This window comes from Streptomyces collinus Tu 365, assembly GCF_000444875.1.
Lineage (GTDB): Bacteria > Actinomycetota > Actinomycetes > Streptomycetales > Streptomycetaceae > Streptomyces > Streptomyces collinus_A.
This window is the reverse complement of record NC_021985.1, coordinates 6749791-6763336: the sequence shown is the minus strand read 5'-3', so window position 1 is coordinate 6763336 and position 13546 is coordinate 6749791. Positions and strand designations below refer to the sequence as shown.

General features: G+C 72.3%; 16 protein-coding genes. 7 read left to right on the top strand and 9 right to left on the bottom strand.

The window, feature by feature from the left end; all coding sequences use genetic code 11:
• The first annotated feature begins 5 nt into the window (after positions 1-5).
• Together B446_RS29325 and B446_RS29320 are read left to right on the top strand one after the other, a co-directional pair.
• A complete protein-coding gene (locus B446_RS29325) occupies positions 6-1268 on the top strand; it encodes a VWA domain-containing protein (RefSeq protein WP_020943061.1) in 1263 nt (420 codons plus the stop codon).
• The gene (locus B446_RS29320; protein ID WP_020943060.1) at positions 1268-2074 is read left to right on the top strand and encodes a hypothetical protein; all 807 of its coding nucleotides are present in this window, start codon (positions 1268-1270) and stop codon (positions 2072-2074) included. Before B446_RS29325 ends, B446_RS29320 begins: the two co-directional genes overlap by 1 nt.
• 56 nt (positions 2075-2130) lie before the next feature.
• On the opposite strand, the gene B446_RS29315 is transcribed toward B446_RS29320, so the two are convergent.
• Positions 2131-2769 (bottom strand): winged helix-turn-helix transcriptional regulator, encoded by a 639-nt coding sequence (locus B446_RS29315; protein WP_020943059.1) that lies wholly within the window; start codon positions 2767-2769, stop codon positions 2131-2133.
• Positions 2770-2850: 81 nt separating this feature from the next.
• Between B446_RS29315 and B446_RS29310 the strand changes: the two genes are divergently transcribed.
• From B446_RS29310 to B446_RS29295, 4 genes are all read left to right on the top strand, one after another.
• Complete coding sequence (locus B446_RS29310; RefSeq protein WP_020943058.1) at positions 2851-4059, top strand: pyridoxal phosphate-dependent aminotransferase; 1209 nt, start codon at positions 2851-2853, stop codon at positions 4057-4059.
• Between the two features lie 90 nt (positions 4060-4149).
• Entirely contained in the window at positions 4150-4749 is a 600-nt protein-coding gene (locus tag B446_RS29305) for a histidine phosphatase family protein (RefSeq protein ID WP_020943057.1), read from the top strand.
• Positions 4750-4850: 101 nt separating this feature from the next.
• Entirely contained in the window at positions 4851-5483 is a 633-nt protein-coding gene (locus tag B446_RS29300; RefSeq protein ID WP_020943056.1) for a hypothetical protein, read from the top strand.
• A gap of 51 nt (positions 5484-5534) precedes the next feature.
• Positions 5535-5957, top strand: coding sequence for an acyl-CoA thioesterase (locus tag B446_RS29295; RefSeq protein WP_020943055.1), 423 nt, complete (start codon positions 5535-5537; stop codon positions 5955-5957).
• 26 nt (positions 5958-5983) lie between these two features.
• On the opposite strand, the gene B446_RS29290 is transcribed toward B446_RS29295, so the two are convergent.
• The 8 genes from B446_RS29290 to B446_RS29255 form a co-directional block, all read right to left on the bottom strand.
• The gene (locus tag B446_RS29290; RefSeq protein ID WP_020943054.1) at positions 5984-6604 is read right to left on the bottom strand and encodes a TMEM175 family protein; all 621 of its coding nucleotides are present in this window, start codon (positions 6602-6604) and stop codon (positions 5984-5986) included.
• 69 nt (positions 6605-6673) lie between these two features.
• Complete coding sequence (locus B446_RS29285; RefSeq protein ID WP_020943053.1) at positions 6674-8065, bottom strand: nucleobase:cation symporter-2 family protein; 1392 nt, start codon at positions 8063-8065, stop codon at positions 6674-6676.
• A gap of 263 nt (positions 8066-8328) precedes the next feature.
• Entirely contained in the window at positions 8329-9708 is a 1380-nt protein-coding gene (locus B446_RS29280) for an 8-oxoguanine deaminase (RefSeq protein ID WP_020943052.1), read from the bottom strand.
• Positions 9709-9831: 123 nt separating this feature from the next.
• Positions 9832-10779 (bottom strand): factor-independent urate hydroxylase, encoded by a 948-nt coding sequence (gene pucL, locus B446_RS29275; RefSeq protein WP_020943051.1) that lies wholly within the window; start codon positions 10777-10779, stop codon positions 9832-9834.
• Between the two features lie 5 nt (positions 10780-10784).
• Entirely contained in the window at positions 10785-11189 is a 405-nt protein-coding gene (gene uraH, locus B446_RS29270) for a hydroxyisourate hydrolase (protein ID WP_020943050.1), read from the bottom strand.
• Between the two features lie 4 nt (positions 11190-11193).
• Positions 11194-11706, bottom strand: a complete 513-nt coding sequence (gene uraD / locus B446_RS29265) for a 2-oxo-4-hydroxy-4-carboxy-5-ureidoimidazoline decarboxylase (RefSeq protein WP_020943049.1) — start codon at positions 11704-11706, stop codon at positions 11194-11196.
• A gap of 118 nt (positions 11707-11824) precedes the next feature.
• On the bottom strand, positions 11825-12193 hold the full coding sequence (locus B446_RS29260; protein WP_020943048.1) for a helix-turn-helix domain-containing protein: 369 nt from the start codon (positions 12191-12193) through the stop codon (positions 11825-11827).
• On the bottom strand, positions 12190-12450 hold the full coding sequence (locus tag B446_RS29255; RefSeq protein WP_020943047.1) for a thiamine-binding protein: 261 nt from the start codon (positions 12448-12450) through the stop codon (positions 12190-12192). The genes B446_RS29260 and B446_RS29255 overlap by 4 nt, the downstream gene beginning before the upstream one ends.
• Before the next feature lie 259 nt (positions 12451-12709).
• Here B446_RS29255 and B446_RS29250 point away from each other — a divergent pair, with 259 nt between their 5' ends.
• Positions 12710-13531, top strand: a complete 822-nt coding sequence (locus B446_RS29250; protein WP_020943046.1) for a TIM barrel protein — start codon at positions 12710-12712, stop codon at positions 13529-13531.
• Positions 13532-13546 lie beyond the last annotated feature (15 nt).

Genomic DNA, 13546 nt, shown 5'->3' with positions numbered 1-13546 from the left:
CGCCGATGATCAGAAGACAACGGCTGGCGGCGGGCGTCTGCGCCCTGCTCGCCGCCCTGACGGCGGGGCTCGCCTTCCCCGGGCCGGCCGCGGCCGACGAGACGCAACAGGCCGCCCCGAAGGTCGAACTCGTGCTGGACGTCAGCGGTTCCATGCGGACCCGGGACATCGACGGCGGCACCCGGATGGCGGCCGCGAAGCAGGCGTTCAACGAGGTGCTCGACGCGACGCCCGAGGAGGTCCAGCTCGGCATCCGCACCCTGGGCGCCAACTACCACGGCAACGACCGCAAGACGGGCTGCAAGGACACCGCGCAGCTCTACCCGGTCAGCACGCTGGACCGCACGGAGGCGAAGACCGCGGTCGCCACGCTGTCGCCGACCGGCTGGACCCCGATCGGTCCCGCGCTGCTGAAGGCGGCGGACGACCTGAACGGCGGCGACGGCGCCCGCCGTATCGTCCTGATCAGCGACGGCGAGGACACCTGCCAGCCGCTCGACCCGTGCGAGGTGGCCCGGGAGATAGCCGCCAAGGGCATCGGGCTGACCATCGACACCCTGGGCCTGGTGCCCGACGCCAAGACCCGTGACCAGCTCAGCTGCATCGCGGACGCGACCGGCGGCACCTACACCTCCGTGCAGCACAAGGAACAACTGACCGACCGCGTGGGCCAGTTGGTGGACCGCGCGGCCGACCCCGTGGTGACGCCGGTGGCGACCGAGGGCGCGGGCGCGTGCTCCTCGGCACCGTCCCTGAAGTCCGGTCTCTACACGGACCGCGAGGAGTTCGGGCAGCAGCGCTGGTACAAGGTGGCCGTCGAGCCGGGCCAGGAGGTGCGCGCCTCGGTGAGCGTGGCCGACGACCGCGCGGTGAACCCGGACTACGGGGTGCTGCTGCGGGCCGTGACGCTGCACGGACGCGAGATCGTGCGCGGTGAGGCGGCGGGCGACGGCCGTACCGACGTCATCTCCACGGGCCTGCGCTACCCGCGGCCCGAGAGCGACGACGAGAACGCTTCCGCGGAGACCGTGTGCCTCCAGGTCACCAACTCCTTCTCGGCGGCCGCGGGCGTCAAGACCACGCCCGGTCTGCCGCTGGAGCTGACGGTCGACGTGGTGGACGGCCCGTCGAAGGCGGGGGACGTCGCCTCCTTCGGCCTCGGCCGCGGCTGGTGGCTGCTCGGCGCGCTGGTGCTGGCCGGTTTCGTCGCGGGTCTGCTGTGGGGCTGGGTGTCCCGCTGGCGGGTCGCGGTCTGGAGGACCAACTGATGCGTATCACACGTGTGCTGAGCACCGCCCTGCTGGCGCTCGGGCTGGCCGCGGGTCCCGCGGCCGCCGACTCCACGCCGTCGCCCGGCGCCTCGGACGACGGCAAGGCGCCCACCCGGGCGGGCACGTCCTTCCGCACGGCCACCGAGATCGACCAGGGGCAGCGGGCCACCGCGTCCGGGTCCACCGGCGACTACCTGTACTGGTCGTTCCCCGCGGACGCCGGGCAGCGCCCGACCGTCGCGGCGACCGTGAAGCTGCCCGCCTCGCACGGGACGCAGACCTGGCAGATCGACGTGTACGACGGTCTGCGGCGCCGCCAGTCCTGCCAGTACGGCGCCGCCACCCGCACCGCCGCCCAGGGCACCTCCTCGGTCGAGCTGGCGTGCGTGCTGCGCACGGTGCGCGCCTGGTCGGAGCCGTGGGCGAACGACCCGCTGCCGGGCACGTACTACGTCCGGCTGACGGTCGTGGACCTGGCCGCGGGCGACCTCGGCCAGCCGGTGAGTGCCGAGGTCCGCGCCGACTCCAAGCACATCGGCGGCGCCGCCGCCGTGGACGGCTCGCTGGCCGAGCCGCTCGTCCCCGGGATCGCGGTGAAGTCCGCGGCCCGGAAGGACGGTGACGGCGCCAGGTCGGCCGTGCTGTCGAGCATCGAGCCCGACGGCGGCTGGTCCTCCGGCTGGTGGTCCGACCGCTGGGTGTGGACCGGCATCGGTGGCGTGCTCGCGGCACTCGCGGGCATCGGCGGATACGCGCTCACGCGCGGCTCTGGGCGGCCGTCCCGGGTGCCCCCGAACGCCTGACCCTCTCCCCGCGCCGCCCGTGAAGGCCCGCCCCCGAGGCGGGCCTTCCGTGTTCCTCACGCCTCCCGCAGTGCCTTGGCGAGGGTGCCGTCGCCGGTGACCGCGATCCGTCCGGCGCGCACCGCGTCCGCCAGCGTCAGCGCCCCGTGGCCGACGGCCCCGAGCGTCCCGGAGTCGGTGCCGAGGCACGCGTCCGCCGGACCGGGCGCGGGCCCGTCGCCGTACACCGGCCCCTCCCCGGCACCGACGTGGAGGTGGAACTTTCCCTCGTCCAGGTGGACTTCGACCACGCCTTCGCCCTCGGCCGTGCCTTCCAGGGCGCGCAGCAGCGGCAGGGCGAACCAGTGGGCGCGCACCGCGTCGGTGGGCCGCCGCTCTCCCAGTTCGGGCTGCCCCCACTCCCCCAGCGCCTGCAGCACCGGCAGCAACGCGCGGCCACGACCAGTCAGTTCGTACACGTAGGCGGCGCTCGGCGGGGGCAGCCTGCGCCGGCCGGCGAGCCCGTCGCGCTCCATGTCCTTGAGCCGGGAGGCGAGTACGTCCGTGCTCACGCCGGGCAGGTCCGCGTGCAGGTCCGTGTAGCGGCGGGGACCGGCGAGCAGTTCCCGGACGATCAGCAGGGTCCAGCGGTCGCCGACCAGGTCGAGCGCGCGGGCCGCGGAGCAGTACTGGTCGTAGCTTCGGCGAGGTGACATGCGGCGCAGTCTAGACGGGTTGTTGGACTTTCCAAGCTCCTGCTTGGTAAAACCAAGCAACACGAGTTCCCGGAGGGGCGCATGGAGTTCCGGCAGTCGAACAAGCTCAGCGAGGTCTGTTACGAGATCCGCGGCCCGGTGATCGAGCACGCCGACGCGCTGGAGGCGGCGGGCCACAGCGTGCTCCGGCTGAACACCGGCAATCCCGCGCTCTTCGGCTTCGAGGCGCCGGAGGAGATCCTCCAGGACATGATCCGGATGCTGCCCCGGGCGCACGGCTACAGCGACTCGCGCGGCATCCTCTCCGCCCGCCGCGCCGTCGCCCAGCGCTACCAGAACCTGGGCCTCGAGGTGGACGTCGACGACGTGTTCCTCGGCAACGGCGTCTCGGAGCTGGTCTCCATGGCGGTGACGGCGCTGGTCGAGGACGGCGACGAGATCCTCATCCCCGCACCGGACTTCCCGCTCTGGACGGCGGTGACGACCCTCGCCGGCGGCAAGGCGGTCCACTACCGCTGCGACGAACAGGCCGACTGGAACCCCGACCTGGCCGACATGGCGGCGAAGATCACCGACCGCACCAAGGCCCTCGTGCTGATCAACCCGAACAACCCCACGGGAGCCGTGTACCCGAAGGAGGTCGTCGAGGGCGTCCTGGACCTCGCCCGCCGGCACGGTCTGATGGTCTTCGCCGACGAGATCTACGACCAGATCCTCTACGACGACGCCGTCCACCACTCGGCCGCGGCCCTCGCCCCCGACCTGGTGGTCCTCACCTTCTGCGGCCTGTCCAAGACGTACCGGGTGGCGGGCTTCCGCTCCGGCTGGCTGGTGGTCACCGGTCCGCGGCAGCACGCCAGGGACTACCTGGAGGGCCTGACCATGCTGGCCTCCATGCGGCTGTGCGCCAACGCGCCCGCCCAGTACGCCATCCAGGCCGCGCTCGGCGGCCGCCAGTCCATCCGTGAACTCACCGCGCCGGGCGGGCGGTTGCGCGAGCAGCGCGACATCGCCTGGGAGAAGCTGAACGAGATCCCCGGGGTGTCCTGTGTGAAGCCCAAGGGCGCGCTGTACGCCTTCCCGCGCCTGGACCCGAAGGTGCACAGGATCCACGACGACGAGAGGTTCGTCCTCGACCTGCTGCTGCGCGAGAAGATCCAGGTGGTCCAGGGCACCGGCTTCAACTGGCCCGAGCCCGACCACTTCCGCATCCTCACGCTGCCGCACGCGGAGGACCTGGAGGCGGCGATCGGCCGGATCGGACGGTTCCTCGGCGGGTACCGGCAGTGACGCGGTGCGCGGCCGTCCGGCCCAGTCCGCGCTGCGGGCCGCCCCGGGCCGTGCGACCGTGCTCGGGAGGCGAGCGGGAAGGGCGCTGACATGGGTGACCTCTTTCTCGTCCGGCACGGTGAGACCGAGTGGTCGCGCTCCGGACGGCACACCGGCTGGACGGACCTGCCCCTCACCGGGGACGGGCGCGCGGAGGCCCGGCGGCTGGCGCCGCTGCTCCGGGACCTTGACATCGGCGCCGCCTTCGTCAGCCCGCTGCGGCGGGCCCGCGAGACCACCGCGCTCGCCGGGCTCCCGGACGCGCGGGTCGACGCCGACCTGTGCGAGTGGGACTACGGCGGGTACGAGGGCGTGACCACCGCGGAGATCCAGCGGACCCGGCCCGGCTGGTTCCTCTTCACGGACGGGGTCGCGCCGGGGCCGCCGGAGCACCCCGGGGAGAGCCCCGCACAGGTGGGAGCGCGCGCCGACCGGATGCTCGGCAAGGTGGACGCCGCCCTCGCCGGCACCGAGGGGGACGTCGTCCTGGTCGCCCACGGCCACTTCCTGCGGGTGCTCACCGCCCGCCGCCTCGGTCTGCCCCCGCGGGACGGCGCCCACTTCCAGCTCGCGACGGGCACGCTGTGCCGGCTCGGCACCGAGCACGGGCGCCCCGTGGTGGCGGGCTGGAACCTCCGGACGACCGGCTGACCCGGCCGGCCCGGCGCCGCTGTCGGTACCCGGTCGTACGCTTCTGAGGAGCCGCCCGCCCGGCGGCCCGCCCGAGGCGGCACACCGGAAGGGAGCACGCCGTGACCCGACCCCCGACCGCCGCGCAGCGGCGGGTGATCGACGCCGCGGAGCCGGTCACCGGGCGGCTGCGCGGGACCCCGGCGCAGCTGGCCGCGCTGGTGCGGCACGGTCTCGCCTTCCGGCATCCACGGCCGCCGCACGACCACTTCCTCACCCCGGCGGGGCACCGCGTACGGGAGAGCGCGGCCGAGGCCGCGCCGCGACCGGCGCCGGAGCCGGCACCCGAGGCCGGGGTCTTCGCGGCGCGCGTCGGCGGCGAGGACAGCGCCCCGGCCTCCGCCGCGGCCCGGCTGCGCGAGGTGCGCGGGGCCTGGCAGGGGCTGCTGGAGCTGCGCCGGATGACCAACCCCGGCGGGGCCACCGACCGCCCGTGCGGCTGGGAGCGCGCGCACCTGGTGCGGGCCGCCGCGCTCGCCCTGGAGGCGGCCGGGCACCCGCCCGAGGGCCCGGACGGCGCCGGGTACCGGGTGCGCGCCACCCCGCAGCCGGAGGCCGTCGCCGTGCACGGGCCGGACGAGCCCACCCTGCGGGCCTGCGCGGCCACGCTGGAGGGAGCGGGCTGGCAGGCCGGCGAGTACACCGAGCCCCGCACGCGGGAACGCTATCTGCTGGCCTCCCCGCGCCGGGCGTGAGCGGCGTGCCAGGATCGGGGATCAGTGCGTCGTACACGAGAAGGGGAAGTCGTGAGCGAACCGTTTTCCGTGCGGGTGGGCGTCCGGGGCTACGAGACCGACGTCCAGGGCCACCTCAACCAGGCGGTCTACCTCAACTACGCGGAGCACGCCCGCTGGTCGTTGCTCCAGGCGGCCGGGCTGAGCCAGGCGCGGCTGGGCCGCGAGGGAGTCGGACCGGTGGCGCTGGAGACGACGATCCGCTACCGGCGCGAGCTGCTCGCCGGTGACGAGGTCGACGTCACCTGCGCGTTCGAGTGGGGCACCGGCAAGACGTTCCGGATCCGCCAGGAGATCCGCAGGACCGACGGCACGGTGGCCGCCGAGATCACCGCCGTGGGCGGGATCATGGACCTCGCGGCCCGCAGACTGGTGCCCGATCCGGGCGCGGTCTTCAAGGAACTGACCGCCGACCCGGCCCTGCTCGGCCTCTGACGTCCGCGTGGCCAGGAGGGCCCGGCTCATGACGGGGCCGCGGCCTCCCGGGTCGGCACCGGGACCTGGTTGAAGCCGTAGTAGAGGGCGAGCAGGCCGTGGGCGGCCAGGGTGAGGGGGGCGGAGACGAAGGCCAGGCCCACCGTCAGCGGATAACCGAGCGAGCCCAGCGCGAAACGGATCCGGGTGGCCCGGGCGGCGGGGGCGTCCACCCGGGGGTCGAAGAGGTGGCCGGTGCGGGTCAGGTGCCACCACAGGGCCTGGAAGGCGAGTGCCATCGCGACCATCACCAGGCTGTACACGGCGGCGGCCACGTGGGAGGCCCGGTCCTCGCGCAGGTACTCCGCGAGCATCGCCGTCGGCCAGGGCACCGCGGCGACGACCATCAGCACCAGCAGGTTGAGGAACATCAGCGCCCGGTCGACCCGGGCGACGTAGCTGAACACCTGGTGGTGGTTGACCCACATGATGCCGATGACCAGGAAGCTCACCACATAGGCGGCGTAGGACGGCCACTGCGCGCCCAGCGCGTGCCACAGACCGCCCGGTCCGTCGGCCTTCGGCACCTTGATGTCCAGGATGAGCAGGGTGATGGCGATGGCGAACACCCCGTCGCTGAAGGCCTCCACGCGGCCGGACTCGTTCATACGCCCCAGCCTGCCGCACAGGACGGCGCGGGGTACGGCGGTCGCCGTACCCCGCGTGCGTGCCGGGTGTCAGTGGGCCGGGGCCAGTTCCTCGCCCGACTCCATGGGGTGGGTGACGTCCGCGGCCTCGGGGTCGCGGCCGAGGTGGTTGAAGACCAGGTTGAGTAGAACGGCCGTGACGCAGCCGGTGGAGATTCCGGAGTCCAGGACGATCCGCGCGGTCTCGGGGAAGGCGTGGTAGAAACCCGGCGCCGTGATCGGGATGATGCCGACGGCCAGGGAGACGGCCACGATCAGGACGTTGTTGTCCCGCTCCAGGCCGGCCCGGACCAGGGTCTGGATGCCGCTGGCGGCGACCGAGCCGAAGAGGACCACGCCGGCCCCGCCGAGCACCGGGCGGGGGACGACCGCGATGAGCGAGGCGGCCATCGGGCACAGGCCCATCAGGACCAGGAACCCGCCGCCGGCCGCGACCACGAAGCGGCTGCGGATCCGTGTCATGGCGACGAGCCCGATGTTCTGGGCGAAGGCGCTGCACATGAAGCCGTTGAAGACGGGGCTGAGGGCGGAGCCGAGGGTGTCGGCGCGCAGCCCGGCGGCGATGGTCCGCTCGTCGGCCGGACGCTCGACGATCTCGCCCAGCGCCAGCATGTCGGCGGTGGATTCGGTCATGGAGACCACCATCACCACGCACATCGACAGGATCGCCGCGATGTGGAACTGCGGGGCGCCGAAGTGGAACGGGGTCGGGAAGCCGACCAGGTCCGCCTTGGCGACGGGGTCGAAGTCGGTGACGCCGAAGGGTATGGCCATGAGCGTGCCGGCGACGAGGCCGAGGAGGACCGCGATCTGCTTGACGAAGCCGCGGGTGAAGCGGCGCAGCAGCAGGACGATCAGCAGGGTGAGGCCGGCGAGGGCGAGGTTGGTCGTCGAACCGTAGTCGTGCGCCGCGGGGTCGGGGCCCTGGGCCCAGTTGAAGGCGACCGGGAGGAGGGAGACCCCGATCAGGGTGATGACCGTCCCGGTGACGACCGGGGGGAAGAAGCGGACGGCCTTGCAGAAGACGGGGGCGGCGAGGAAGCCGAGGAGGCCGGCGACGATGACCGCGCCGAAGATCATCGGCAGGGCGTCGGACTTGTCCTTGGCGGAGGCCACGATCGCCGTCATCGGGGCGACCCCGGCGAAGGTGACCCCGTTGACGAAGGGCAGGCGGGCGCCGATCTTCCAGATCCCGAGGGTCTGCAGGAAGGTCGCGAGGCCCGCGGTGAACAGGCACGCTCCGGTGAGGAAGGTGAGGTCGGTGCCGGACAGCCCTACGGCGGCGCCGACGATCAGGGGCGGGGCGACGACTCCGGCGTACATGGCGGCCACGTGCTGCAGGCCGCTCGTCGCCATCTTGAGGGCGGGGAGCTTCTCGTCCACGGGGTGGACGGACTTCTCGTGGGCGGGGTGGGCGGACACGGCGGCTCCTCCGGTCGGTTAGACGCATCGGCTCTGACGCGGGTTTCAGGGAGGTGGTGCGCGGCGGGCATGGGGGTACCTCCCGCTCGAGCGAAGTCGAGAGCGGGGGAGGGACCGGGGAGAGACCCCTCGGGGTCGCGGGACGGTGACCGTTCCGGGGCGCGCGCTCACACACGCGCCCCGGAGACGGCCGCCATGGACCCCGCTCGGGTCCACGGCTGCCGGCCGGGAGCCGTCCCTCCCGGCCGGAGTCCGAAGGCGGCTCAGCCCTGGGCGGCGATCCTCGCCAGGCGCTGGGCCTCGTCCCGCGTGGAGCGGGCGACGGCGTCCTCGTCGACGGTGAGCAGGCGGCCGTCCTCGACGATCTGGCGGCCGTTGACGAAGGAGGCGGTGATGGGGGCGGCCGCGCCGAACACCAGCGCGGTCACCGGGTCGGCGATGGAGGCGTGGGCGAGGGTGTCCAGCTTCCACAGCACGAGGTCGGCCAGCTTGCCGGCCTCCAGCGAGCCGGTCTCGGCGGCGCGGCCGAGCACCTGGGCGCCGCCGTGGGTGCCCAGGCGCAGCGCCTGCCGGGCGTTGAGCGCGGCCTCGCGGTGGGCGCCGAGGCGGTTGATGAGGAGCGCGTTGCGCAGTTCGGTGTGCAGCTCGCCCGACTCGTTGGACGCCGTGCCGTCGACGCCGAGGCCGACGGGCACGCCCGCCTTCAGCATGTCGGGGACGCGGGCGATGCCGGCCGCGAGGCGGGCGTTGGACGAGGGGCAGTGCGCGACACCGGTCTTCGTGCGGGCGAAGGCGGCGATGTCGGAGTCGTTCATGTGGACGCAGTGCGCCATCCACACGTCCTCGCCGAGCCAGCCGGTCGACTCGAAGTAGTCGGTCGGCCCCATGCCGAACAGTTCGTGGCAGAACTTCTCCTCCTCCACGGTCTCCGAGCCGTGGGTGTGCAGCCGCACGCCGAGGCCGCGGGCCAGTTCGGCGCCCTGCCTGAGGAGTTCGGTGGAGACGGAGAAGGGGGAGCAGGGGGCGACGGCGACCTGGGTCATCGCGTCGAAGGAGGCGTCGTGGTGCTCCTTGACCGTCGCCTCGGTGGCGGTGAGGGCGCCTTCGAGGGTCTCGACGGCGAAGTCCGGGGGCAGGCCGCCGTCCTTCTCGCTGCGGTCCATGGAGCCGCGGGCCAGGGTGAAGCGGACGCCGGTCTCGTGGGCGGCGCGGATGATCGCGCCGGACAGGTCGCCGGAGCCCCGCGGGTAGACGTAGTGGTGGTCCATGGCGGTGGTGACGCCGCCGCGGGCCATCATCGCGAGCGAGCCGCGGGCCGCCGCGTAGACCATGGGCTCGTCGATGCGCGCCCAGGTGGGGTAGAGCGCGACCAGCCAGTTGAAGAGGTTGTGGTCGGTGGCCAGGCCGCGGGTGATCCACTGGTAGAAGTGGTGATGGGTGTTGATCAGGCCGGGGGTGACGAGGTGCCCGGTGGCGTCGATCCGGCGTACGACGTTCTCCAGGCCCTCGGGGGCGCTGCCCGCGCCGACGGCCTCGATCCGGTTGCCGGCGATGACCAGGTACCCGGAGGCGTACTCGGTGTCGTCGGCGTCGACGGTCGCGATCGCGCAGTTCTCGATGACGATGCGCTGGTCTGCTGCCATGACTTCGTCCTTTTCGCTCAGTGGACTCTGTGAGGGAGGGCACGGCAGGACCCTGGGGAGTTTTGAGTGCCGTGACCGGGGTGGACGTTCCCCGGTCACGGGTGCCGAAAAGAGGGGTGTGGCTCAGAGGTTGGTGAGGTCCACCGGGATCCGCGGTTCGCAGCCGTTGCGGAGGATGGTCGCCTCGATCAGGCCGTAGGGCCGGTCGGCGGCGAAGTAGACCTCGTTGTCGTTCTTGAGCCCGAAGGGCTCCAGGTCGACCAGGAAGTGGTGCGAGTTCGGCAGGGAGAAGCGGACCTCGTCTATCTCGCTGCGGTTGTTGATGATGCGCGAGCCCATCTGGTACAGCGTCTGCTGGAGCGAGAGCGAGTACGTCTCGGCGAAGGCCTGGAGCGCGTGCCTGCGCACCTGCTCGTAGGACTTCTCCCAGTTGGGCATCTTCTGGTCGTCGTCGGTCCAGTTGAACCGCCAGCGGCCGGACACCGAGGTCGCCAGGATGCGGTCGTAGGCCTCCTGGAGCGTCGTGTACTTGTCCTTGACGTAGCCCCAGAACTCGGAGTTGGTCGAGTTCATGACGGTGAGGTCCTTGAGGCCGGAGATGACCTCCCACTTCTCACCGTCGTAGGTGATCTGGGCGACCCGGGTCTCCTGGCCCTTGCGCACGAACGAGTGCTTGACCTCGTCCGCGCCGATGAACCTGGAGTTGGCGTCGGAGGTCTCGATCCGCTCCCAGGCGTACTCCTCGATCCGGATCCGGGCGGTCCTGATCGGCTCCTGCGAGGTGACGAAGTGGCGGGCGAGGTGGATGCCGAACTGCTCGGCGGACTCGATGCCGTGTTCCTTGGCGAAGGCGAACACCGTGTTCTTGGTGGTGTCGGTCGGCAGGACGTTGGCGTTGGAGCCGGAGTAGTGGACCTCCTCCATGTCGCCGCTCAGGGCCACGGAGACGTTGAGGTCCTTGATGTGGTGGGTGGCGCCGTCCCGCGTGATCTTGACGACTCGGTTCTCGGCCTTGCCGTACTGGTTCTGTCCCAGCATCACCGGCTGGGCCGGACGGGAATTGACTGCCATGTCTGCTAGCTCCCTCGGTAAACGGAGTAGCCGAACGGGTTGAGCAGCAGCGGTACATGGTAGTGCTCGCCCGGCACGACGGCGAACGTGATCGCCACCTCCGGGAAGAACACGCCCGGTCCGCTGTCCCGGTTCGCGGGGGCGTCCTGCTGCGCATCGGCTTGCTTCTTCTCGGACTGCAAGAAGTACGTCTCGACGGCGAAGTCGAGCCGTACGTGGGTCGTCCCTTCCGGCAGGGCCGGGAGGTCCTTGCACCGGCCGTCGGCGTCGGTCGCGGAGCCGCCGAGCGCCTGCCAGTCCGCCGTGCCGCCGGACCGGGCGGAGAGGTGGACGGCAACGCCCTCGGCGGGGCGTCCGACGGAGGTGTCCAGGATGTGCGTGGACACGGAGGCGGTGGTGCTGGTGCTCATGGTGTCAGGCGTCCTCTTCGACGAGTCGGGCCAGTCGGATGCGGTTGATCTTGCCCAGCTCGGTGCGGACGATCTCCCGCTCCTGTTCCGGCGAGTTGCCGATCCGCTCCTTGACCGCGTCGCGCATCTGCTCGCCGGTCCGGCCGGTGGCGCAGATGAGGAAGACGTGCCCGAACCGCTCCTGGTAGGCCAGGTTCAGTTCGAGCATCTCGGCCCTGAGCTCCGCCGCGGCGCCGGCCATGCCGGCCTGCTCCCGGGTGGAGGTGGGGTCGCCGGGCCGGGGGCGGCCGATCGGCGGGTGGCCGGCCATCGCCTCCTGGAGGTCCTCCGTGCCCAGGTCGGCCATGGCGGCGTCGCTGGCGGCACAGAGGTCGTCGAGGGTGGCGTACGGACGGCCGGCGAGCAGCCGGCGGGCCCAGACGGTGGAGGCGCACGCCTCGTGGAGCCCGGCGAGCGCCGCGTGCTCCTCCAGGACGTTGAACCGGGCCAGGCCCGGGGGCGTGGAAGTCGTAGTCACGGGAGCCTCCGTGGCCGGAAACGGCCTTCGTGCTGAACGGGCTGCCAGTAGCTAACGCCCTCCGAAACAACACGTCAACACTTTGTTGAAAATTCGGGGGTGGGGCTCCGGCCGGGTGTCAGCCCTCTTTCTCACGGTTGAGGTAGTTGTACACGGTGAAGCGGCTCACGCCGAGCGCGCTCGCCACGGTCTCCACGCCATGGCGGACGGCGAAGGCACCGCGCGCTTCCAGTATCCGCACGACCTCCTGCTTGGACTTGCGGTCCAGGTCGGCCAGCGGGCAGCCGCGTCTGCGTTCCATGGCGGCGAGGATGTGGTCCAGCGAGTCGGCGAGCTGCGGCAGGCGCACGGCGAGCACGTCGGCGCCCTCCCAGGCGAGCACGACGTCGTCCGCGCCGGCCTCGTCCGGCGGGAGCATCTCCCCGCCCATGGCGTCGACCAGCGGCTTCACGGCCGCGATGAAGGACTCGTCCCCGGTGCCGGTCACTTCTCGTCCTCCCCGGCCGCGCCGACGACGTTGACCTGGAGCGAGACCCGGGTCGCGCCGGCCGCGAGGCTGCGGCGCAGCAGGGCGTCCACGGCCCCGAGCACGGCGTCGGCGGCGCCCTCCACCGTGTTGCCGAACGGGCCGACGTCCACCGCGTCGAGCTGGGCCGCCTCGATGACCTCGCGGGCGACCACCGCGTGCGCGGGCGCCTCGTCGAGGTCGAAGGGCTCCGTCGTGAACTCCACTTTCAGTCGCACTGCGCCCCCAAGGCTCTTGCTGCGGCCCGTGCGTAGCGCCGGGTCCGCGCCCGGACCGGACCGCCCGGGCCGTTCGGAAAGACCTTAACGGACACCCGTGCGGGCCCTTCCGGTCCGCTCACCGGCACTTTTTCCCGGGCGCTCTTGACAGCCCTCGCCCCGCACAGGCAGTCTTCCGTTAAGCAGAAACGAACTTCCACATTATGGAATACCGAGTGGGGTTCGCCTCGTGGAACTACAGGAAGGGAGCGCCGCCCCCGTGGGATTTGCAGACCAGCGCTTCAACGTCAACCTGTCGATCCTCTTCACGGAACTCCCGCTCCTGGAGCGCCCCGCGGCCGCCGCCGCGGCGGGCTTCACCGCGGTCGAGCTGTGGTGGCCCTGGGTCGACTCCCCCACCCCCGAGCAGGCGGAGCTCGACGCCCTGAGGAAGGCGATCGAGGACGCCGGCGTCCGGCTCACGGGGCTGAACTTCTACGCCGGGCGGTTGCCCGGCCCCGACCGCGGCGCCCTGTCGGTGCCGGGCGCGGAGTCGGAGCGGTTCCGCGCCAACATCGACGTGGCGGCAGAGTTCGCCCGGTCGCTCGGCTGCACCGCGCTCAACGCGCTGTACGGCAACCGCGTCGAGGGCGTGGACCCGGCCGAGCAGGACGCGCTCGCCCTGGAGAACCTGGTCCTCGCGGCCCGGGCGGCCGACCGGATCGGCGCGATCCTGCTGATCGAGGCGCTGAACCGGCCCGAGTCGCCGCTCTACCCGCTGGTGTCGGCGCCGGCCGCGATCGAGGTCGTCGACAAGGTCAACGCGGCGACCGGCCTCGGCAACGCGAAGTTCCTCATGGACCTCTACCACCTGTCCATGAACGGCGAGGACCTGCCGCGGGTGATCGAGCGGTACGCGGCGCGGACGGGCCACGTCCAGATCGCCGACAACCCCGGCCGCGGCGCCCCGGGCACCGGTTCGCTGCCCCTGGAGGACCTCCTCGACCAGCTCAGGAAGGCGGGCTACGACGGCTGGGTCGGCCTCGAGTACAAGCCGGGCGAGCGCCCGAGCGCCGAGGCCTTCGACTGGCTGCCCCGCTGACCCCCCGTACCGAAA